The 20,605-nt window shown below is 44.7% G+C and carries 18 protein-coding genes; 11 read left to right on the plus strand and 7 right to left on the minus strand.

Translation table 11 applies throughout. The annotated features are described in order from the left end of the window. The 3 genes from JNK13_00445 to JNK13_00455 all read right to left on the minus strand — a co-directional run. The coding region (locus JNK13_00445; protein ID MBL7661196.1) for a hypothetical protein at positions 1 to 718 on the minus strand (718 nt) is incomplete at its 3' end. Then, positions 715 to 2,376 (minus strand): Tad domain-containing protein, encoded by a 1,662-nt coding sequence (locus JNK13_00450; protein ID MBL7661197.1) that lies wholly within the window; start codon positions 2,374 to 2,376, stop codon positions 715 to 717. The genes JNK13_00450 and JNK13_00445, both read right to left, overlap by 4 nt. Continuing rightward, positions 2,373 to 6,515, minus strand: coding sequence for a hypothetical protein (locus JNK13_00455; protein MBL7661198.1), 4,143 nt, complete (start codon positions 6,513 to 6,515; stop codon positions 2,373 to 2,375). Before JNK13_00455 ends, JNK13_00450 begins: the two co-directional genes overlap by 4 nt. A gap of 162 nt (positions 6,516 to 6,677) precedes the next feature. On the opposite strand from JNK13_00455, the gene JNK13_00460 reads away from it, so the two are divergent. Then, positions 6,678 to 7,781 (plus strand): hypothetical protein, encoded by a 1,104-nt coding sequence (locus tag JNK13_00460; GenBank protein MBL7661199.1) that lies wholly within the window; start codon positions 6,678 to 6,680, stop codon positions 7,779 to 7,781. A 61-nt stretch (positions 7,782 to 7,842) separates the two neighbouring features. Here JNK13_00460 and JNK13_00465 read toward each other — a convergent pair whose 3' ends face one another. Together JNK13_00465 and JNK13_00470 are read right to left on the minus strand one after the other, a co-directional pair. Continuing rightward, positions 7,843 to 8,253, minus strand: coding sequence for an OsmC family protein (locus JNK13_00465; protein ID MBL7661200.1), 411 nt, complete (start codon positions 8,251 to 8,253; stop codon positions 7,843 to 7,845). A 238-nt stretch (positions 8,254 to 8,491) separates the two neighbouring features. Beyond that, entirely contained in the window at positions 8,492 to 9,181 is a 690-nt protein-coding gene (locus tag JNK13_00470) for a VacJ family lipoprotein (protein ID MBL7661201.1), read from the minus strand. 106 nt (positions 9,182 to 9,287) lie between these two features. On the opposite strand from JNK13_00470, the gene JNK13_00475 reads away from it, so the two are divergent. Together JNK13_00475 and JNK13_00480 are read left to right on the plus strand one after the other, a co-directional pair. Then, positions 9,288 to 10,628, plus strand: a complete 1,341-nt coding sequence (locus JNK13_00475) for a spore maturation protein (protein MBL7661202.1) — start codon at positions 9,288 to 9,290, stop codon at positions 10,626 to 10,628. A 182-nt stretch (positions 10,629 to 10,810) separates the two neighbouring features. Next, positions 10,811 to 11,929: an ATP-binding protein gene (locus JNK13_00480; GenBank protein MBL7661203.1), complete on the plus strand. Its 1,119-nt coding sequence runs from the start codon at positions 10,811 to 10,813 to the stop codon at positions 11,927 to 11,929. Positions 11,930 to 12,039: 110 nt separating this feature from the next. Here the strand turns inward: JNK13_00480 and JNK13_00485 are convergent, their stop codons facing one another. Beyond that, on the minus strand, positions 12,040 to 12,774 hold the full coding sequence (locus tag JNK13_00485; protein MBL7661204.1) for a hypothetical protein: 735 nt from the start codon (positions 12,772 to 12,774) through the stop codon (positions 12,040 to 12,042). Further along, positions 12,771 to 13,478 carry a hypothetical protein gene (locus JNK13_00490; protein MBL7661205.1) on the minus strand — a complete coding sequence of 236 codons (708 nt, stop codon included), beginning with the start codon at positions 13,476 to 13,478 and terminating at the stop codon, positions 12,771 to 12,773. The genes JNK13_00485 and JNK13_00490 overlap by 4 nt, the downstream gene beginning before the upstream one ends. Before the next feature lie 196 nt (positions 13,479 to 13,674). Between JNK13_00490 and JNK13_00495 the strand changes: the two genes are divergently transcribed. The 8 genes from JNK13_00495 to JNK13_00530 all read left to right on the plus strand — a co-directional run. Beyond that, on the plus strand, positions 13,675 to 14,340 hold the full coding sequence (locus tag JNK13_00495) for a hypothetical protein (GenBank protein ID MBL7661206.1): 666 nt from the start codon (positions 13,675 to 13,677) through the stop codon (positions 14,338 to 14,340). A gap of 12 nt (positions 14,341 to 14,352) precedes the next feature. Beyond that, the gene (locus JNK13_00500) at positions 14,353 to 15,369 is read left to right on the plus strand and encodes a hypothetical protein (GenBank protein MBL7661207.1); all 1,017 of its coding nucleotides are present in this window, start codon (positions 14,353 to 14,355) and stop codon (positions 15,367 to 15,369) included. 6 nt (positions 15,370 to 15,375) lie between these two features. Beyond that, entirely contained in the window at positions 15,376 to 16,197 is an 822-nt protein-coding gene (locus tag JNK13_00505; GenBank protein ID MBL7661208.1) for a hypothetical protein, read from the plus strand. 238 nt (positions 16,198 to 16,435) lie between these two features. After that, complete coding sequence (locus JNK13_00510; GenBank protein MBL7661209.1) at positions 16,436 to 17,251, plus strand: tryptophan synthase subunit alpha; 816 nt, start codon at positions 16,436 to 16,438, stop codon at positions 17,249 to 17,251. Beyond that, positions 17,248 to 18,270: a bifunctional 3-deoxy-7-phosphoheptulonate synthase/chorismate mutase gene (locus JNK13_00515; GenBank protein ID MBL7661210.1), complete on the plus strand. Its 1,023-nt coding sequence runs from the start codon at positions 17,248 to 17,250 to the stop codon at positions 18,268 to 18,270. Before JNK13_00510 ends, JNK13_00515 begins: the two co-directional genes overlap by 4 nt. Positions 18,271 to 18,273: 3 nt before the next feature. After that, positions 18,274 to 19,710 carry an anthranilate synthase component I family protein gene (locus JNK13_00520; protein ID MBL7661211.1) on the plus strand — a complete coding sequence of 479 codons (1,437 nt, stop codon included), beginning with the start codon at positions 18,274 to 18,276 and terminating at the stop codon, positions 19,708 to 19,710. Continuing rightward, on the plus strand, positions 19,698 to 20,285 hold the full coding sequence (locus JNK13_00525; protein ID MBL7661212.1) for an aminodeoxychorismate/anthranilate synthase component II: 588 nt from the start codon (positions 19,698 to 19,700) through the stop codon (positions 20,283 to 20,285). The genes JNK13_00520 and JNK13_00525 overlap by 13 nt, the downstream gene beginning before the upstream one ends. Then, positions 20,282 to 20,605, plus strand: a 324-nt coding sequence (locus tag JNK13_00530) for an anthranilate phosphoribosyltransferase (protein MBL7661213.1), incomplete at its 3' end; no start/stop codon positions are given. The genes JNK13_00525 and JNK13_00530, both read left to right, overlap by 4 nt.

The raw sequence follows: 20,605 nt of genomic DNA on the forward strand, positions 1-20,605 counted from the left end.
CAGCAAACTTAAAAAAGTGCTTAACTTTTAGATAGCAGTCAAATACAACAACTGGGGCATGGGTGAAGCGCGGATAACTTTCAGCGTCTGCAGTCCCTATAGCATGCCCTAAGGCCGGAGCTAAGCCTTCGGAAATTCCAAAATGCTTATCGACAAGATCGGCTAAATTAGGCAGCGGACTGACTGCTAAATTTGCTCCGAGGTCGGCTGAATCTTGCTCAGCAACTTTTCCAATACTGCGAATTTGTCCGGTTTGATCTGCTGCTGTGGTCAATAAATTAAAGATGCCGACGCGGATTCGGAGTTGGGAGGGGTCAATTGCTTGGGTTAGGCTAAAGCCGTTTGCAGTGATGCGGCTAATTAACGGGAGTAATACGCTATTTCGTAAAATCGTATTTGTCGCAGTCACATCGGCCGGAAAATTACAGTCTGCATAGTCAGCTCCATCACAGCTCTCGCAGCCATAGTGCGGATGGTTTGGGTCAAGTAGCGCACACCAGCTTCTTCCTGTAGCAACAGCAGGGAAATCAACATCAACTGTATTTTGTGCCATATTCTCTGAACTCGCAGAAAGTTCTGAAAGGATACGTTGCTTCAGGATTGGAAAGCGCAGAATGTCAAAAGCGGCGGTAGCTACTAAGAGTAGCAGCGGTAGTGCCACGGCAACTGTGATTAAATTTATATCACCTCGCTCGTTTGCGATTCTTAGCTTGCTCATCTTAGCACCTCAGCTTCTTTCAGTGCGTGGGCAATCAGTGGGGCGCTACGCGTTGCAAATTCTTTGGCCGGGAACTTGCTTGTGCCCTTGCCGATTTCATGAAAAAAGATGCCACGTCTGCTATCTTCATGATCTGCTTTAAGGCAACTCATGCTCCTTAAGGTTGTATTGACGACAGAAGCTGCGTCGCTAGTCGAGGGGTCATGACCATACAGGTCATCGCGATGACCATAATAAATTACGCCGAGAATTAGATTATCTTCCAGACAGCCCTTGCCTGGTATGGCTGATGCGCCCGGTTGCACTGCTTGACCCGGGTCATACTCTGGAAAATTTGCGTTCCAAGCATCTTTTGAATCTGTACAACCAGTGCCATCGGGAATTAGGGTTTCACAAAGTCCTTGCGTGATTTTTTCACGTTGAGCGATGCCCTGCGTCTGTTGCGGATCGGTCCAGCCCATTCCTGCATCATCAGTTACATAGAGAATAACTTTGCGCGTGACTGGTTGACCTTGCCCGCCAGTGTCATTTTGTAGCATTCGCCGTGCCAGGGCAATTGCTTCTGCTCCGTTTTGGTAGTAATAGCGCGGATGAATAAATCCATTTTCGGTTGAGTAGCCTGCCGGCATAACCCAAAGCGCTTCACGGGTTCGGAGTTTTTCTCCAGCGGTGAATTTGAAATGTGGAAATGAAGTGCTGTTTGTTGTTACCCGAGATGAAAGATCCTGCTCGGTTGTGCCACTCTGGCGATATAATTCTTTTGGCAAGTAGTCGGTTGCACCTTTTGTCAGGTAAGCACAACGAGCATAATTAAATTCTGGATCGTCTGGCGCATCAAGTTCATTTTGCGGCTCTTCGATAATTGATTGACCCAAGTTGGCAAGCACGAAAGGCTCACCAAACCGGGAGTTGGTTAAAACTATGCCAACTCGATAAGTGCCAATGCCGGCGAATTGGTCGTAGAGGGCCACGACGCCTTTTTTGTAGTTACGAAAAGTTTCGTTAAAGCATTGATGGATTAGAGTGATTGGCTTTGTCGGATAATGATGCTCTGGGGGTAGCGAGCTATCAACGACACTAAAATATGGAGATGCCGATAAATAAGCGCTATCGCCATCATCGACAATCAAGGAAGCAGTGTTATCAATCACGATTACAATATTAGTCGGACTAAGTTGTGCCGTGACTTGCCCAACAACTGTCGTAGAAAGTGGAGTGAAGCCAGCCAGCGGCAGAATGTTTGAGGAATACTGATCGCGTAACAAAATAGTTATAGCGTTTAATGTTGCAGGCGTTAAATCAGTTCCAGTTCCATGGGGAACACTGGTGATAATATTTTCATAGACTGGCAATCCCCCAACAGTTGCACCCGGGGCTTTGGCAATTTCCTTGCCATTTTGAAACCTCAGCGCTTGATACCAGTTTAAAGTGGAATTTTCGATTGTGGGCTGATTAGGGAAGGAAAGGACTGCTCCAAGTGCTACTGATTCAGCTAAAGATTGCAGTTCTTCGCGCTTCAATAAATAGAGAGCCGTGTCGATTGCAAATGCAGCCAGAGCAAAACTCCCGGTCAATAAGAGTGCAATCAAAAGCACCATGTTGCCGCGCATGGAGCTTGGCCGCTGACTAGCTATAAAATGTTTAACTTGGAGTTTCATTCGCCAAAGTTACTCTGCCCATAGTGATAAAGTTTACGCTCTTGTTTCGACTTGATTAACACAAAATCTCTTCCCAGAGCTGCACTAGTAAGTGGATTAAGCTTGAGTCGGTAGGAAACTTCAACTGCAGCAGTCTTTGAGTCAGGGCGTGTGATTGTTACTCGTGCCGAACGCTCTACGGTGTCCGATTCACGTTGATCGACTGGTAGAGTGTTTTCTAGAATCTTATAGGCGATGCGAGCGACTGGACCAAGATTGCTATCCGGGTCGCCGTCGCCTTCAGCTCCGGTACTAAGTTTTCTTGTGGTGCTGCCATACTGCAGACTAGAGGTGTAACTTGACCCAACTGCCCAGGTAACTTGTGAGTCTGGAATCAAGGAAAGTACTTTAGTTTCAGTGCCGCTTACCTCGATACTACGATTACAAGAATATTGCGGATAGGTTTCTAGGGTGATTCCGCCACCAGGACTTGCAACCCCGCGCGGCTCACTTGCGTAATACGCTTCGAGTGCAGGCCAGAGGTTTGCAAAATTCTTAGTAATTATTTCGTGATTTCCCGGACAATAATCTTGGTTAATATTGACTACCGTGGATATTAAGGGAATGGATTTCTGACTTGGCAATGAATTATCGTGATAAACGGCATTACGATTTTGTGGACTGCGCTTAGCAGATCCAGAAAAATCGATAAAACTTAATTCTTCATTGCCATTGATTTTTATTTTATCTGGCGGCAAGACCAAGGCCCCACGACGAATTCCGATTTTGCGGCCATCTGCGTAAAGTGGGTCAGATAAATTCCTGCCACAAGTAGTGCTAGTCAGCCCAGTTGAGGCAAGGGTTGCTTTGTTTTCATCTGCATCCCAGTCTGGGCAGTCATAACTACAGCCAATCGTGCGGTAGTGGTCCGTATTTAGTGTGAGGTGGTGAGACAAGAATGGAGCAAGAGTGCCATCGTTACTCGGAGGTATGCCACAATCTGACATCGCGTTAACTGTAGTTGAACCTAAAACTACTGCCGCACTTGTGAGTGAGTCATTGAACATGCGGGCCAGGGACTCTTCTTGTGCAGGAGTCCAGCCACCTGCCCCGTCGACTAAGTGGTCAATCCACCATTCACGTCGATCGGTATTTGGCGTTGCTAGTGGACTGACCACAGCTGGATTGAAATGAGTCCACATTAAAGGATCTAAATAAGTGTCCATCCGTCGAACTCCATCAGCTCCGTTAGCGTTGTAGGCAAAAGGTGCTTTGTCTTCTTCCCAATCGAGTTCGTCTCCATCTGGATCAGCATCCATCTCCGATGTGCTGTTTGCATAGTCAGGTCTGTTGTCCAGGTCCTGATCGAGCTTGATTGCTACGATGTTACCGAGGCGCGGCTGCGCGACGTATAAGTATTGAAGATCGGGGGAAATGGCTACGCCCGATCCGGCCTCGAGCGGCACCGTCCCCAGAGGACGCGCCTGTGAGAGCTTGCCACTCGAATCAGGCACCAAGCTAAACTCCAAGTTCGTTACTGCATCTTGATACGCTTTGGCTGTAGTGCTTGGGGCAAATTTACTCCAGTTATTTAAATGCAAATTGTTTAACCACTGAGTAGTTGTTAGCGTGCTTGCCCCGCGTGAAAAAGAATCAACGCGCACGAGAGCATTCTCCCATTGCCCACCAGCTGTGTCATTTAACCAAGAGGCAACAAAACCTTGGACACGAGGACTGCAAGTCGAACACATCGCTGCAGTTGTAAAAAATATTGCAGTAGTTGGGTTTCTAAAATTTAAGTCATCTTCGGGGCGGCGCGTAAATGAGGTTGGGAGGGCGCTACTACTTGTCCAATTGCCAACTAAATTTTCAAACTTGTCATCGCTAGTGCCGATAGTATTATCTGCCCCACCGCTTATTTTTAAAATTCCACCGCGGTAATATTCGCCGTCTCGAGGGTTGACAACAGGAAAGGTCGACAGCCCACTTGTGGTGATATACAAGGCATTATTTGAATATTGTAGATTATAGGGAATGCCCATAATGCGTTTGTCGGGCGGTTTTTTCGGCGTGTTATCACCATAGGTTCCAGCAAGGACAAAGAGTCTTTCTGTGACATCGCCATTTACGAAGCCATCGCTTCCCGCAGTTTGTAGCAGGACCACTCCCATTTCGTCAGCAATAAAAAGTTGCTGATTTCTAGCGTCATAAGCCAAGGACAAAGGGCGCACTTGAACGCAGGTCGGGTGAATCCCGAGAGCAATGTCAGTATCTGTATAGGAAAAAAGTCTAACGGAAGGCGCACCTGCCGATGGGGTAGTCGCGCTTGGACTGCAACTTCGATTCCCACTTTCATCAAAGCTGCAGGCGCGGACAGTTGTTGGGCAGGTAACTCCAGTGCCAACTACGCCACCTGCTACAGTGCTAATTGTTGCATCGTTCGAACCATCGACTTCAAGATCTGGGGCAGGAGGTAGAACTAATCTGACGCGTGAATTGCCGAAGTCGGCAATGTATAAGGGCCTGAAGTTTTCACCAGTAGGCGTGTAAGTGATGGAGCCAGGTGCAATCGCACTTTTTGGAGTATTTAAGTAAGCGTCTCGTGCGAGTGCTCCATCATCATTTGCCCAGGTTCCGCCGCCAGGGCATTTAGTGCAGCCCTTTTCGTATTTATTGACGGGCACCGGGTCGTCACTGAAAAGTCCAGCGAATAAAGGGTCAGGATCGGGGATTACGTAGCTAAGAGCAGCTTGATCATAAACTTCCTTGCCGGCGATAATATTAAATTTTTCGTTATCGCTTCCAACAATGTTTCCGCTTGCCTTGGCGATAAATGAAATTCGATGATTCGTAGTTTCAGTGATGTAAAGTCCAGGTGCGTCTTGGCGTTCAGGATAATGTAGCGACCAGGGGGCGATCTTAGAAGTTTTTCCCGTGTCATCAGCTGTTCTTCCGGGCGTTCCTGTGCTTCCGGCAATTACTCCAGTCAAATTTCCAGCCGGCCAAGTTAGCCAGCCAACGTCAATATCACCATCTTGGTCGTGGTCACCGAACATCGGTCGCCAATTACGCCCAGGTTCTGGCGTGCCATTGAGTTTGGAAAGTGCCAAGTTTGGAGTATCAGCAATTGCAAATTGATTACCAGATAATGGCGCTGCGCCGGTTTGCGTAAAGTCTGGCCAGATGTAAGTTAGTAAGTGATGATCACTATCCCCACCAATTATTATCGCGGCAAATTGATCTTTGCCAGACCCCGTCCACTGGCCAGGCACAGGTAAAACCTGCATGTCAGCGTTGATTACACCCAAGCCAATCGAGAAGGGGTTTTGCTTCGTATAGAAATTGCTGGAAAAAAGAATATTTAATTTAATTGCGCGGGAACCAGTGGCGCTACTGAATGTTAGAGCGCATAAGTCTGTTTTGCCATCGCCGTCGTAGTCGGCAGGACAGGGCAGTGGTGGTTGATCGAGAATCGTAGAGCTCGGAGCAATCTCTGCAACATCGCCAGTAAGCGCTAAATAACTAAGCCCAGCGCCTGAACTTGGCAAAATCCAATAATCATCCCCTGGAGTAACACGGAAATATACTAGGTCTTCACGACCATCTCCATCAAAGTCGAGCTTGCTCGGGAGTTGATAGCTAAAAGATCCGAGGCGCGAATTTGATAGTGGGTTACTTTCATTCCGAGTATCGAGTCTGATGTTTTCGGCATAGACCATCGGTAGATAGTGCAATACTCCGCTACCGGCCGGTGGAGGGCTTCCTACGCCAGTAGTTTCTGCGGGGTATCTTAACAAGGAAAATGGAGCTGCGGTTGAACTTGGCGTTGTCACGTCTGTCGGGGAAACTAAGGTTAAGTGCGGGCCTGAATTTACTACAGGCGCTTGTCCAAAACCGTTAAGGCTTTTTATTCCGTAGATTGTGTAACCTGGTGCCTGAGCATAGTTACTAAATGCTCCCTCAGACCCAGGATCGACCGCGGTGATTGCCTTTGCAGCTTCAGAGGCAGCACGCTCGACTACGGCAAGTGCTCTAAAGTAAAGAAAGAAATCAATTGCGCTAAACGAGATTAGTAATATCAGTGGCAAAGTTATGGCAATTGTAATTGCACTAACCCCACGTGAGGTATTTCTTTTAACTGTGCCTACAGATTTACTCATTTTACATTGTCTGTGCTCAGGCCAAAGTTTTTTCATTGCTGGAAATTTTGGTCAACCGGCATTTGTTTATTTTATCCAGTAAAATCATCTAATCAATTCTAGCCCGAACTTACAAAATCTACTACTTCTTTCTCACTAGAGATTAGTGCTAAATCAAATTAAATGTTCAAACAAATATCCCTGTTAGTATTTTTAACTCTAATCTCTTGTAGTAAAAATTACCCTGCTGGAGATTACTCCGCACAAGAAAAGCCAACAATCTGCAATTCCGAACTCAAACGGGTTTCCGAAATACGTAAGCTCGCCTGGCTTGAACCCGTTAAGTGTTTACAGTTGCGGGCAGAAGACTTTGCAAGGAGATTGAGGAAATCTATCGCCGAGAGAAATACGCAAGAACGTTTAGAGCGCGAAGCCGAGATCTATCGCTTTTTAGGCGCAATTCCCCTGGGCTTTAATTATCCCGGAGACTACCTAAAGAGCATTGAAGCTTCGGCGCTTGGTTTTTATGATTCACGATCGAAAGACCTCGTGGTTAAGAATTTGATTGATCAAGATTCATCATCTCCAAGCTTAGCTGCGGACCAAGTTGCTGTTGTGCGCCACGAATTAACTCACGGGCTCCAGGATCAACATTTTGTTGTTGATAATATTATTTCCGACAAAATTAGCATCGACATGCAACTTGCCCGCGAAGCTCTACTCGAAGGAGATGCGATGTGGACGATGGTTCGCGCTGAAGGCAAGGACCCTTGTCCAGTAGGTCTAATCGGACAGCAAATTTTATGGCTCAATGATACACTCACGGAACAAGATTCCATCCCCCCGACCTTGAAAATATTAAGTCAGTTTCCTTATGCTTTTGGCTTAGTTTATGTGTGTAATTTGCGCTCGCAAGGCGGAGTTGAGTTACTCAATCGAAAATTTCGTGAACCGCCGACTAAATCTCAAGAAATTATTGCTAAAGGGATGCCTCAAAAATCAATTTCTGAGCCAAATCCAGCATCTCTTGGTGCGGGGTTTGTAACTTCACTGCTTGGCCCGACTCAAGGCATTAGTCAAGCGTTAGTGTTAGCTCGGAAACTAACTGACGATCGAATTTTCCTCGAACCCAAAAAAGCTTTGACTTGGACGCTAGAGTGGCAAACTGAGGATGCGGCAAGGCGCGCATTAAATGCCTTTGTGAAATATTTTGAGAATAATCGTAACGCGGCTTGTACAGTTACTTCTGAAGGAACGACTTTAGTTTGTAGATGTTCACAGCCGTAATCAGATCAATAAATAATCGCAAGGCAAACCTGGCTTCAAGGTATTGTGCACAATGTCTTCACTATACATCGTAGTGAATTGCGATCTCGGCGCTCACTTCCGGGTGCAGTGAGCGATGCACAGGGCAAGCATGGGCGACGTGTTCAATCTTTTCACGGAGCTCTAGCGGGAGCGCTTTAGGTAAATGTAGTGTCACTGGTAGTTTCGCGATGCGACGTGGCGGAGTGTCCGACATATGTTTCTCTGTTGACATATACATGCCAGTAAAATCAATCGAATGTTTTTCCCCGTAAATTGCAAGAGTAGTCATAATGCAGCTCCCGAGTGCTGCTGCAACTAAGTCAGTTGGGGAAAAATAGGCACCTTCTCCGGCGTTATCTTTAGGTGCATCGGTTAAGATCTCTGATTCCGAAGGACCATGGATTAGTGAGACCCGTTTATTGCCAATGTATTTACCAGTGATTCCAACCATATTTCACCCCTTCTATCTAAATCTCTTCCGCTTGCTTGCCCGCCGTAGCTTCGGCGTAGGTGGGAACTTATACTAACTCTTGCTAAAGGGAAATAAAGAGCACTTTCAAGCTTAGGTCTGCTTAATGCCTGTCATCTGGAGATCTTTCGACTACATATTTAACTCGCCAATGCTCGTTAAATATTTCGCTCAAGATGACTGGTAGATGAAAAAGCTAAGTGCAAGCTTACGATCTACTTTATTCCCGACCAACTAAGCCCTCACGCATTTGCATATATGCAGAGCGCCGAAAAACATACGGGTCTAAGGACATGTCATCCATTAATTCTTTATCTTCAAGCCGTTTTGCGCGGATATTTACAGCTTCCAGCGCGCGTGTGCCATAAAGCACTGGATCCTCAAGCGCATCGCTAAAATATCCTGCAGCTCCGAGCGGGTCTAAGAAACTATCAGCGATTCTTCCGAAAGTGTCGCGCAAATTTGACGGACCATAAATTGGCAAGACGAGATAAGGGCCAGTCTCAACCCCACGATATCCAAGCCCGGTGCCGAAATCTTCTTCGACATGGCGGAGGCCAAATTCTTTTGCCACATCAATAAATCCTGCAAGGCCGAAAGTGCTATTATACATAAAGCGCGCAAGATGTGTGCCCAATTGATCGCTGTTGCCCTGCATCAGGTCACTCACAATATAAATTGGCGAGCGTAAATTTCTAAAGAAATTTGTAAATGAACGCTGCGCGACATTGGGTGTGATGTAATTATAGCCTTGGGCAATCGGCTTGAATAAATAAGTATCAAATTGTTCGTTGAACCAAAAAACTTTGCGATTAAAGCCTTCGATTGGGTCAGCGATCTCTCGATCGTCTGCATAAGTGACTTGAGCAGTAACTGTTAATAATACTACCAGGAATAAATATTTTTTCATTTTTTACTTAACTATTAGCTAGATTCTTAATAAGTATGATTCAGTGCGTTATACCTTATGCTCTTTTTATGGACAAACCTAAATCAATAGAATATTTGCTTTATTTATGACTCCAAATCAAAAGCATTCTTCTGCCCAGTCTCCAATGAGTTTGATCTTTTTTTTCTTCTTGATTGGAGCAATTATTGTTGGACTACTCACGGGGCGTCTCAAGGAAGTAACTGATACAAGCTTCCAGTCAGCCAAGGATGCCGTCAATCTTTCGATTAATCTAATTGGCATCATGGCGCTCTGGTTAGGGCTCATGCGTATTCTTGAAGCCGGTGGAGCCATGCAAACGATTGCTAGCAAACTCAAGCCTTTGATGCGTAGGCTTTTTCCGGGAGTTCCCGCTGAGCACCCCGCCATGAGTGCGATGATTTTAAATATCTCAGCTAACATGCTCGGGCTGGGCAATGCCGCAACTCCCTTTGGTATTCGGGCGATGACAGAGTTAAATAAACTTAATCCACTGCCTGGCGTAGCAACCAATGCAATGTGCTTGTTTCTTGCAATTAATACATCAAGCGTAACACTGCTCCCACTTGGAGTTATCGGAGTGCGTGCAGCAGCCGGGGCAAGTGAGCCAGCGGCGATATTTTTTACAACTCTATTTGCCACAACCTGTTCAACGCTCAGCGCAGTTTTAGCGGCTTTTTATTTTGCTAAGCGCGACAAAGTGTATTTGCAGGAAGCAATTAGCGCCCCACCGCCGGATCTAAAAAATGAAAGCCAAGGCACTAATTCTTTAGAACCGGAAAATCCCTATCAACACTTGCTAGCTGCCTCATCAGGCGCAGAGAAAGGGATTACGCGCGCAATTATCTTACTTTTATTAGCCACAATTCTACTTCGGGTTTTGCTTGGCAAACTTACCGTTGAAGAGCTTGCCAGTGAGATTGCAACTTTATGGCTCATGCCCGGATTGATGCTGGCAATTGTGCTTTACGGCTACGCTCGCGGTGTAAAACTTTATGATGCAGTTACAGATGGAGCAAAGCAGGGTTTTGATACTGCAGTAAGAATCATTCCATTCCTTGTGATAATTTTAGTTGCAATTGGAATGTTTCGATCCTCGGGTGCGATGGAATATTTGGGTGTTTTATTATCTCCATTCACGGATTTAATTGGCATGCCCGCAGAGGTGCTTCCGATGGCCTTGGTGCGGCCGTTATCAGGAAGTGGGGCATTTGCCTTGATGAGTGAGATTATTCAGCGTGACCCGAATTCTTATGCGGCATTTTTAGCTTCAACGATTCAAGGATCGACGGAAACAACTTTTTATGTTTTGGCTGTTTACTTCGGGTCGTGCGGCATTCTTCGTTTCAGGCATGCTGTGTGGTGTGGGTTAATTGCTGATGTTTTTGGTGTCCTAGGCGCGTGCATCATCTGCTCTGTTACATATTAGCATGATTATATAACTATAACATATTGATATTATTAGAATTTCTAAAAGTGTCGAATATAGTCGACACTTTTAGTTTTAATGGTATAAACCCGTTTAACATGCATAACGATTTAATAGCTCTAATATTGCAAGACTGGAATTATTGGGAAAAAACTCCTCGACCTTCAATTAGTAGGGACCTTTTGCTTGAAAATTCGATCCATTTGGCGCCTGACTTAGTTACAGTTATTCAAGGAATCAGACGTTCGGGTAAATCAACTTTACTTGTTCAGCTGATGACCAGTATGCATTTAGCTCCTGAGCACTGCTTTTTTATCAATTTTGAAGATCCACGTTTGAGTAATGATCTTAACTCTACTTTACTAGACGACTTGAGAACATTTGCTGATCAGCGAGTGGGAAACAACGTCAGACGTTATTTTTTTCTTGATGAAATACAAAATGTAAAAAACTGGGAACGCTGGTTACGTGTCCGTCTTGAGCAAGCCTCCTTAGATGTCTTTATTATTACAGGCTCAAATGCCTCCTTACTATCGGGCGAGTTAGCTACTACCTTGACTGGTCGTCATATTACAATCGAAGTGTTCCCATTTAGTTATGCAGAATTTTTACGAACGCGCCCGAAAGCTTCGTTTGAAGACTATTTACAACTTGGAGGATTCCCCCGGACTCTAACTTATCAACAGCCCGAGCAACTGCTGCGTGAATATTTTACGGATATTGTTGAACGTGATGTAAAACGTCAAGTTAATGTTCGTTCTCTGCAGACGCTATCTCAGCTCGTGAAAATTGTATTTGAATCTGCAGGTTCAGAGACTAGTTTACGTAAATTAGCTACAGTCTTAGATATCGCACCAGACACAGTCGGGTCATATTTATCTGCATGTGAGGCGGCGTATATTATATTACAGTGTCCTTATTTTTCCTTTTCTGAAAAAAAGCGCATATCACGTAACAGGAAATACTATGCAATTGATCTGGGCTTAAGAAGATCAGTGGTCTCTAAAACTGGCTTAGATTTGGGAAAGAGTTTGGGGGCAGTTGTTTTTCACACCTTACGCAAACGCTATAAGAATGTTTACTACTGGAGAGAAAAAGGAGAAGTAGATTTCGTAGTGTATAATGAAGGTCTGATTACTCCATATCAAGTAAGCTGGAATAAACCAGAAGCAAGACATGTAAGTGCGGCTAACGAATTCAAGAAAGCTTTTCCGCAAGCAGAAGAAGCGCGTTATATTTCTCGAGAAAATGTCGAAGAGTTTTTGCTGGAGAACCAAGCGTCATTGCGGGCGCGAATTTGAAATTTCTGAGCTTCAGGAATTGCAACAGAGGCAAATATGCCAAGAGAAGCAACGCAAATTATGAGCTCAATAATTGCCCGTATTCTGAAAGAATATAGATTGTATTTGGCTTAAGCGTAGTTTTGGCGTTGCCCAAATGCATTTGGACAGCGTGAAGTAACAGCATTGTAGTGGTTGCGCACCTTTGAAGCTGCTTCTTCTTTTGTGACGACTCCATCACGATTAATATCAAGACCCGCGTTTTGAGAATATTCTACTGTGCCGCGACGAAATAAAGCATAAGAATTAGGTTTACCTACGGCCCGTGGCCATAAAATTGCCATATAAGTATCTTCTAGCGTCCTCAAGCGCCCTCCATATGAGGCAAAGTACTTTCGCACATAAACTAATTGTTCTTCCCGTGTCATCCGAGCCAGCGCATCAGTTGTTGTTCCGAGTGAGCGCGCTGTGCTCGGCATAAATTGAATTAGTCCAGTTGCTCCACTGAGGGAATTTCTTTTTGAAGGAGAAAAGGTGCCACCAGTTTCAAAACTCATCGCAGCCAGTAGGAAGTATGGATCAGTGCCTAAAAAGCCCGCAATGCTACTTACTCCACCCATGAACTCGGCACTAAGATCCCCGCATGAAGTAGCCGTTTCATCTCCGCCGCCATTGTCTTGATCGCTTTCTGCTGGAGGCGGTGGGGTATAGAGCGGGTCGTCTTGACCATCCCAGTTTTCTGGCAATAAATCATTACCGAATTGCTCCTCGCAGTAATCTACAAGATCGTCAGCCAAGACAGTTTGTGTGGGCAATAGTGCAATTGTCAGAGTAAGGTAAGTGCGAAGGGCCCAGTTTAGCATCATCTTGTAGCTGTTGCCCTCTTTGGAGAAATACTTGTGGGCGAACTAACCACTGCGCCTGAAGGAATCGAGCGATAAGAACTTGCGCCGATATTATCTTCGTGTGGGCAGGTCGCTTCAAAAAATTCTTTAGTAAATGTCGGTGTACCTGCTAGAGCATTACTAGCAGTAATTCTTGACGTTAAGTCGAATGCTCCATCACGAACTTCCTCGGGGTTGCATGCGTAGTTTGTTTGCACGGCACCGAGATCTTTAATGATCTTAAAACTCCCCCCGGAAACGCTGATGATTTTCAAGGCAAGGGAACTCTCAGTCTGATGCGAGTAGCCGGAAAGTACGGCGAGATCTTGACTGCCGTCACCGTCAACGTCTACGGCGGAGCTAACTCCGAAACCGTCGATCTGGTTTTGACTTATGACTTTTCCACTTTGATTGTCGTAAATTACGATGCGATACTGCTGATTTGAAAAAATTACATAGAGCGATTCGTTTTTACCTCGAGCGCTAAATGAGCCACGCATAATTTGCAAGACGTTATCGCCAGGACTAGAGATTTCCGTCGGGATTTTTTGAGTATCTATGGCTGCAGAACCTGGTAGAATATTTACCTTATTACGCCCATCGAAAACGACATCTTCGGCCCAACTCGTATAAGCATTAAGAGTAATAAGGCAGGAAATAATTGCTACTTTTTGATGTAAATTCATAGTCATCTAAGCCTGTTATGCTGGGTTTAGAGGGATTGTGATGCTAAATTTATCATTTGCCAAGGTTAGATCCATAGTCAAAGGTCACACCGGCTAAGGAACTGCGCATAACTCCTTATAGAACTTAAGTTTAATCCTAGTTTTCGGAAATTTTGTGCAGAGTTTTTATAAATCCATCCTGATTGCATTGTTTGCGTTGTCATCAGTAACTGCGGTTGCTCAAGATCAAGGCGAGCCAGATGAAACTGAACAATTCCAAGACTACTGTGAAACGACGTTTGGCAATGATTTACTTCCCGAAGGCTGGGACGGACAAGATGATCCAATTTATGTTCCACCTCCATACGACGAAGATTCGGACCCAGGAGACGATACCGATCCAGGACCGATTGATGATATCGATGCCGGAAATTGTATGGCCCGAATTATGGCAGCAGCACGTGCGCAAGTCGGTCGCGGGGCGGCTGACTGTAAGGGCGCACTAGCGCAGTTACTAGGTCGTTCTGGTTATTGGTCTAGATCGCAAGCGCAGAACGGTGCAAATAACATCGCGAATAACTGGCGCAGCGTTCTTTCCGGGAATGGCTTTAGTTGCTACCCTTCAGATTCAGTAAGTTGCGAAATGATCAACAAGAACGGGGGCGGAATCTTTGTAACTCAACGTGCCTCACATGGTCAGCAGAAACCACACGGTCACGTTGGCGTGATTCGCCAATGCCAAAATGACAGACTCTATACTTATGAGGCAAGCTATAGTTCACGTGGAAATTCCAAGCGCATGCGTCCAACTTCGAGGTCAAAGCGTTCAGTGCGTGGGCAGGTGGGTGGATTTATTTGCTTCCCGAATAAGCAATGTGCCTAGAATAGTGACCATATGAAAAAGATTCTTTTAGCACTCGGTTTTTTCTCTTCTCTATCAACTGCCCTAGCTGTTCCAAGCTATACAGCAGAAATAGTCGATGACCCGCATGCGATTACTACAGACTTTTACGCTGTTGATAGTTCTGGAGTAACTGTTGGCGAAATGGTCAAACTTGACGGCCACTATGTAATCACCCGCGCCAATGGCAAGACGACAGTTATTTCTCCAGTTGGTGATGAAGAGGATTCATTTGTAGTCGGTGGCATTAGTGGCTTTGGCGAAGTCGTAGGTTCACGACTTGTAACTGACACTGGTGACATGCGCGCAGTGAAACTAAATAAGGGTTCAATTCAAGATATTTCGGGACTTGCAAATTTTACTTTTAGTGAAGCTAATGCTCAGTCGGAGAACGGAATTATTGTTGGTAGCTTGAGTAAAACTTCGGCTAATGGAACCGAAGCTTATATCCTTGATGGCGCAACCCCAAGAATTCTAAAAGGCTTAGGCGGAGTTGAGACTAAAGCTTTTTCTGTAAATTCATCACGAATTGTGGTTGGGAGCGCCTCGCTTTTAGACGGCAAGACTCACGCTGCTTTGTGGGATGCAAGTGGAAAAGTTGTCGATCTTGGTTCACTTGATTTTCAAAACTCACGTGCTAATGACATTAACGCAACTGGACAAGTTGTTGGAATTCTCTGGAATGGATCAAATGAAGGCGCTGAAGAACAAAGTGGAAAAGGATTTTTATATTCTGAAGGTAAACTAGTTAAATTGCCGACTCTTGGTGGGTCATATTCTGAAGCTCGTGCAATCAATGATAAGGGGGAAATTGTTGGTGTTTCCACAGTCGACACTGAGCGCACGCACGCATTTTTATTTACTGGCGGGAAAATGATCGATTTAAACACTTTAGTTCAAGGCCAAGGCATCGAATTAATTGAGGCAAGGGACATCAACAACCGCGGAATTATTGTCGGATCTGGTTTGAAAGGAAAAAAGACAGTCGGGATTATACTCCGTCCAAATTAAACTGCTATGCTTAAATCCAGGAAAATATCTTATATTCTAGCCCTTGCAGCTCTAAGCACCTGTGCGAACTTATCTGCTTTTGCCCAAGATAAACCAGACGAGTCTGAAGATCTCACTGATTATTGCGAAAAAGAGTTTGGTAATGATTTACTTCCTGATGATTGGGATGGTCAAGATGATCCACTCTACACGCCTCCACCTCCAGTCGAGCATAATAACGACGACCAAGGACTCGGTGATGATGCAAATTATACAGATACCTGTCCCAAGCTAGCAGCAAACACTTGTCCAGCTGCTGCAAATATTGGTTTTGCCTATACTGGCCTAAGCTCGACTCAATTAAGCTCAGTTTGTTCAATTGTGAAAGGTTTTCAAAGGCGTGGGATTACTGATCCTACAGTGATTAAAGCAGCCTTAGCATACGCATACTTGGAATCAGGATTAAAACCTGGAAGCACACTTGAAATCGGCGAGCAGTCTTGGGGCTTATTTCAGCTTGGCCCAGAAACTGGATACACTAAACAGCAACTACTTGACCCAGATACAAACGTTCAAGCAATTTTTAGCCGCCCAATTGTTGACCCGCGTGCAGTAAAATATTTCTCACGTTACGGAATTACATATACTAAGGGTGAAAAACCTTGGGCTGTTTTTCAACGTTGGCGCGCTTCGCACCCCTATGTTGATAACGCCACTGTCACGCAAGTTTTTGGTTTAATTATGAATCCATCTAGTGAAACGCTACGCGGTGGTGAGCCTTATTCCGCCTCTTATAGTCGACTCTTTGGTAGTTGTGGTAAGACGACAGATCCACTGCCACTTACATAATATAAAAGTCGAACTTTTTCTTGACCTTTTTAAGAAAGATCTGCATAGTAGATAAATGATCTTCACGTCGACTACATTTTCTTGGCGCGCTTCCTCGGTTTTTTGGGGCTAACCCCCAATATCTTCCTGTTTCTTACAATTAAATATTAAATTCGTTAGATTGACTCACTTGAGTTTGAACTTTAACTTTAGCCGGGCAAATGGCCATAAAAATCGACTTGTAAAATGGACCAGTAACATGAAACTACAAAGTTACTTAAAAAATAAACCGCATCCGATCCTTTCAGTTTTTTTAACGCCAGGCATTCCTACGTTTACTGCAACAGAAGAAATCATCCTGAAACTTGAAAACTTAGGCGTGGACTTGATTGAAATTGGAATTCCATTTTCCGATCCTCTAGCTGATGGACCGATAATTCAAGCCTCAAGCAGTCAAGCCATTGAAAATGGCATGACACTTAAAAAGCTTCTAGATTTTGTTACAGGCTTAAAAGCCAAGGTTAAAATCCCCCTGCTCCTCATGGGCTATTTAAATCCAATCGTGTGCTTTGGTATCGATGATTTCATCGCCGCCATCGACCGTGCGGGAGTTGCCGGAGTTATTTTACCAGACTTACCTTTTGACGAATATCAACAAAAACTTGCAGATAAGTTTTTAGCCAAGAACATCGCATTTATCCCACTCATCGCTCCAAGTACCAGCGATGAGCGTATCAAGGAAATCGATCGGCACACTCAAGGATTTCTCTATGCGGTTTCTACTGCGATGACAACTGGGCAGATGACTAATAGTCAACAACAGAAACTAAGCAACACAACTCACCTATCCAGACTTAAGAATTTAGAACTGCAAAATCCAACACTGATTGGTTTTGGTATCGACAGCGCAAAAAAAGCGGTTGAATTTGCTAAAAATTCTCAGGGTGTAATTGTCGGGAGTGCTTTTATCGAGCCACTCTTAGCTAATGACTTGACGCGGGCGTTTTCACTGATCAGTGAAATACGCCAGGCCTTAAATACGCAAGATTTTAACGCAGGCAGAGGAGTTTTATGATTATTCAACTTAAGCACGAGATCAGTCGTGATTTGATCGATCAAATTAATTCTCGCCTCGGAGTTTTTGGTTTCAAGTCAACCGAAGTACAAACGCAGAGCGCGCGATACTTAGTTGCGATTGGTAATGTTGAAATCGACATTCGCCAAATTGGTTGTATGTCTGGGGTAAAAGACGTGCACCATGTTTCTGATGTTTATAAATTAGTTTCACGCAAATGGAAGGCTGCGCCAACCAGTATTCAGATTGCAGATGACGTTTCAATCAAGGAAGGCGCCTTTAATATTATTGCTGGGCCTTGTGCCTTTGAATCAGCAGAGCAAATCCAAAGTATTGTTACTTTCCTTTCCGCACGTGGGGTTAAGCTTCTAAGAGGTGGGGCTTTTAAGCCGCGCACCTCGCCCTATGCTTTTCGTGGTCTAGGCATCGAGGGGTTAAAGCTTGCACACAGCATTGCGCACAAGCATCAAATGCTTGTGGTTAGCGAAGTCATGGAAATTTCTCAAATTGGAGAGATGCATGACTACATCGATGTCTATCAAGTTGGAGCTCGTAATACTCAGAATTTTAGCTTGCTGCATGAGCTTGGAAAAGTCGATAAGCCGATTTTACTTAAGCGCGGAATGTCGGGAACGATTGAAGAGTTATTGCAATCTGCAGAGTATATTTTTGCTAGCGGCAATGAGAAAATTATTCTTTGCGAGCGCGGCATTCGCACTTTCGAGGATGCTTATCGTAACACTTTAGATCTAAACGCCGTGCCATTACTTAAAGAGAAATCGCACTTACCTGTCGTAGTAGATCCTTCGCATGGAATTGGGATTCGACGTTATGTTAGCGATCTGGCGCTAGCGGCAATCATGGCTGGTGCTGACGGAGTGATTTTTGAAACACATGCGACCCCTGAAAAGGCTCTTTCCGATGGAGCGCAAACATTAAATTTCCTTGAAGCCGATCGTTTGATTACTCAACTTCAAGAAACCTTTGCTTTTCGCAAGTGCTTAAAGGCAGTGCTCTAAATTATGCAGCAACGGAAACTATATTCTAAAACGATTTCTTTTCTTTCAGACTTAGTAACGCCAGTTACGACTTATTTGCGCTTGCGCGAAAGTTTTTCTGAAATTCTTTTGCTCGAAAGTGCTGACTCGCACTCAGAAGATGATGCACGCTCATTTATTTGTATCGAACCGCTACTTAGCTTTGAAGTTGCAGAGGGGAAGCTTACTGTTAAATCGCAGTCTGGATCACAGTCCGACAAGCAGACTTTTGAATTAGGTTTAGACTTGAAGTTAAGCCAACTACTAAATGAATTGCTGCAAAGTTTTACTGCTGAGCCCGAGCAGCGAAATAACCCCGCGCTAGGTTTTTTTGGGTTTACGTCTTATGACGCTGTGCAATGCTTTGAATCAATTAACTTCCAAGCTAGCTCCGACCCCCAGACGACACTCCCCTTAATGCGTTATGCACTCTATCGTTATGTAATCTCAGTTGATCATCGTTCAAATCTATTGAGTATTACGGAAAATAGCTTCGACGCTGCTTTAGAGTCTAAACACACGCTCGATAGTATTAAGTCGATCGTTTGTCGTAATGACTATCAGCTTTATGATTTTAAGCTGAGTAGCCCAGAAAGATCAGTGCGCAGTGAGTCTGAGATGTATGAACTATTTAGCCGCGCGCATCATCATATTCAGCGTGGCGATGTCTTTCAAATTGTGCTCTCGCAACGTTTCCAGCAGAAATTCCAAGGTGATGAGTTTCAAGTTTACCGAGCGCTGCGCTCAATTAACCCTTCTCCGTATTTGTTTTATTTTGATTACGTTGATTACCGAATTTTTGGGTCCTCCCCTGAATCGCAATTAAGAATTAGAAATGGTCAAGCTTCGATTACACCGATTGCTGGCACAGTGAGACGCGCAGGGATTAAGCAAAATGACCTTGCGCTTGCTGAGCAATTAAAAGCTGATCCTAAGGAGCAATCTGAGCATGTAATGCTTGTTGATTTGGCGCGCAATGATTTGAATCGTTTCTGCACAGCAGTAAAAGTTGAGGCATACCAGCAGATTGAATTTTTCTCGCACGTCATCCATTTGGTTTCTCATGTTTCTGGAGCAATTGATCTAGGGCGTAATAGCTTTGAGGTTTTTGGTTCTACACTTCCCGCAGGAACTCTTGCCGGCGCTCCAAAATATAAAGCCATGCAGTTAATTGACCAGCTGGAAGGGGTGTCACGCTCTTTTTACGGAGGAGCTGTCGGATTTTTTGGATTAAATGGTGAAGTTGAACATGCAATTACAATTCGTTCTTTCTTGAGCAAGGATAAATCACTTTTCTATCAGGCTGGTGCTGGCGTTGTGGCCGAGTCAACACCGCAGGCTGAGTATCAAGAAATCCAAGCTAAACTTGGGGCACTAAGACTAGCGCTTAAGCAAGCGCAAAGGGGTCTATGCACGGTTTAGTTCAAAAAATATTAATCTTAGATAATTATGATTCTTTTACCTATAATCTCGTGCAAATCGTGCGCGAACTCAATTTGCCACATGCGATTTATAGAAATGACAAGATTGCGTTAAGTGAAGTTGAAGTTTACTCGCATATTATTCTTTCGCCTGGCCCAGGCATTCCCGAAGAAGCAGGGATTATGCCTGCACTAATTAAAAGCTACGCAGCGACTAAGCACATTCTCGGAGTTTGTCTAGGGCACCAAGCTATCGGCGAGGCATTCGGCGCACAGCTAACAAACTTAAGACAGGTCATGCATGGTAAGACTACAGAGCTGACCTTACTTGCAGATGATCCAATTTTTAAAAGTCTGCCTCGAAAATTTAGAGTTGGCAGGTATCATTCCTGGGTTGTCGAGCAAAAAGATTTACCGCAGTGCCTAACTGTGACAGCCGTTGCCGAGGATCGAACAATTATGGCCTTGCGCCATAAGGATTATTCAGTTTGTGGGCTACAATTTCATCCTGAATCGGTTCTAACCGAACATGGTCAAATCATGATTAAAAACTGGATTGAGGCAACTTCTCTATGAATACCGAGATTCAGCAGATTCTTAAGCGCCTACTCTCAAAGGAAATTCTCGATCGTCAGGACGCTAAGCGCACGCTGACTTTACTTGTGACCGAGGATAACGAGTATTTAAAAACAGCAATAGTTTCTGCGATGACAATGCGCGCTCCGGCTTTAACGGAAATCGCCGGATTCCGTGATGCAATGCTGGAGTTAAGTTTGCCACTTGATTTGAAAGGACTGGAGACTGCGGATTTATGTGGTACGGGAGGGGATGGAAAAAATACTTTTAATATCTCAACTCTCTCGGCGCTTACTGCTGCTGCAGCAGGAGTAAGAATC

The organism is bacterium, from assembly GCA_016786595.1.
Taxonomy (GTDB): Bacteria; Bdellovibrionota_C; UBA2361; order SZUA-149; family JAEUWB01; genus JAEUWB01.

Coding starts and splice junctions, on each gene's coding strand:
- JNK13_00450 (MBL7661197.1), bottom strand. CDS start 2,376: ATGAAACTCCAAGTTAAACATTTTATAGCTAGTCAGCGGCCAAGCTCC.
- JNK13_00455 (MBL7661198.1), bottom strand. CDS start 6,515: ATGAGTAAATCTGTAGGCACAGTTAAAAGAAATACCTCACGTGGGGTT.
- JNK13_00460 (MBL7661199.1), top strand. CDS start 6,678: ATGTTCAAACAAATATCCCTGTTAGTATTTTTAACTCTAATCTCTTGT.
- JNK13_00465 (MBL7661200.1), bottom strand. CDS start 8,253: ATGGTTGGAATCACTGGTAAATACATTGGCAATAAACGGGTCTCACTA.
- JNK13_00470 (MBL7661201.1), bottom strand. CDS start 9,181: ATGAAAAAATATTTATTCCTGGTAGTATTATTAACAGTTACTGCTCAA.
- JNK13_00475 (MBL7661202.1), top strand. CDS start 9,288: ATGACTCCAAATCAAAAGCATTCTTCTGCCCAGTCTCCAATGAGTTTG.
- JNK13_00485 (MBL7661204.1), bottom strand. CDS start 12,774: ATGATGCTAAACTGGGCCCTTCGCACTTACCTTACTCTGACAATTGCA.
- JNK13_00490 (MBL7661205.1), bottom strand. CDS start 13,478: ATGAATTTACATCAAAAAGTAGCAATTATTTCCTGCCTTATTACTCTT.
- JNK13_00500 (MBL7661207.1), top strand. CDS start 14,353: ATGAAAAAGATTCTTTTAGCACTCGGTTTTTTCTCTTCTCTATCAACT.
- JNK13_00505 (MBL7661208.1), top strand. CDS start 15,376: ATGCTTAAATCCAGGAAAATATCTTATATTCTAGCCCTTGCAGCTCTA.
- JNK13_00510 (MBL7661209.1), top strand. CDS start 16,436: ATGAAACTACAAAGTTACTTAAAAAATAAACCGCATCCGATCCTTTCA.
- JNK13_00515 (MBL7661210.1), top strand. CDS start 17,248: ATGATTATTCAACTTAAGCACGAGATCAGTCGTGATTTGATCGATCAA.
- JNK13_00520 (MBL7661211.1), top strand. CDS start 18,274: ATGCAGCAACGGAAACTATATTCTAAAACGATTTCTTTTCTTTCAGAC.
- JNK13_00525 (MBL7661212.1), top strand. CDS start 19,698: ATGCACGGTTTAGTTCAAAAAATATTAATCTTAGATAATTATGATTCT.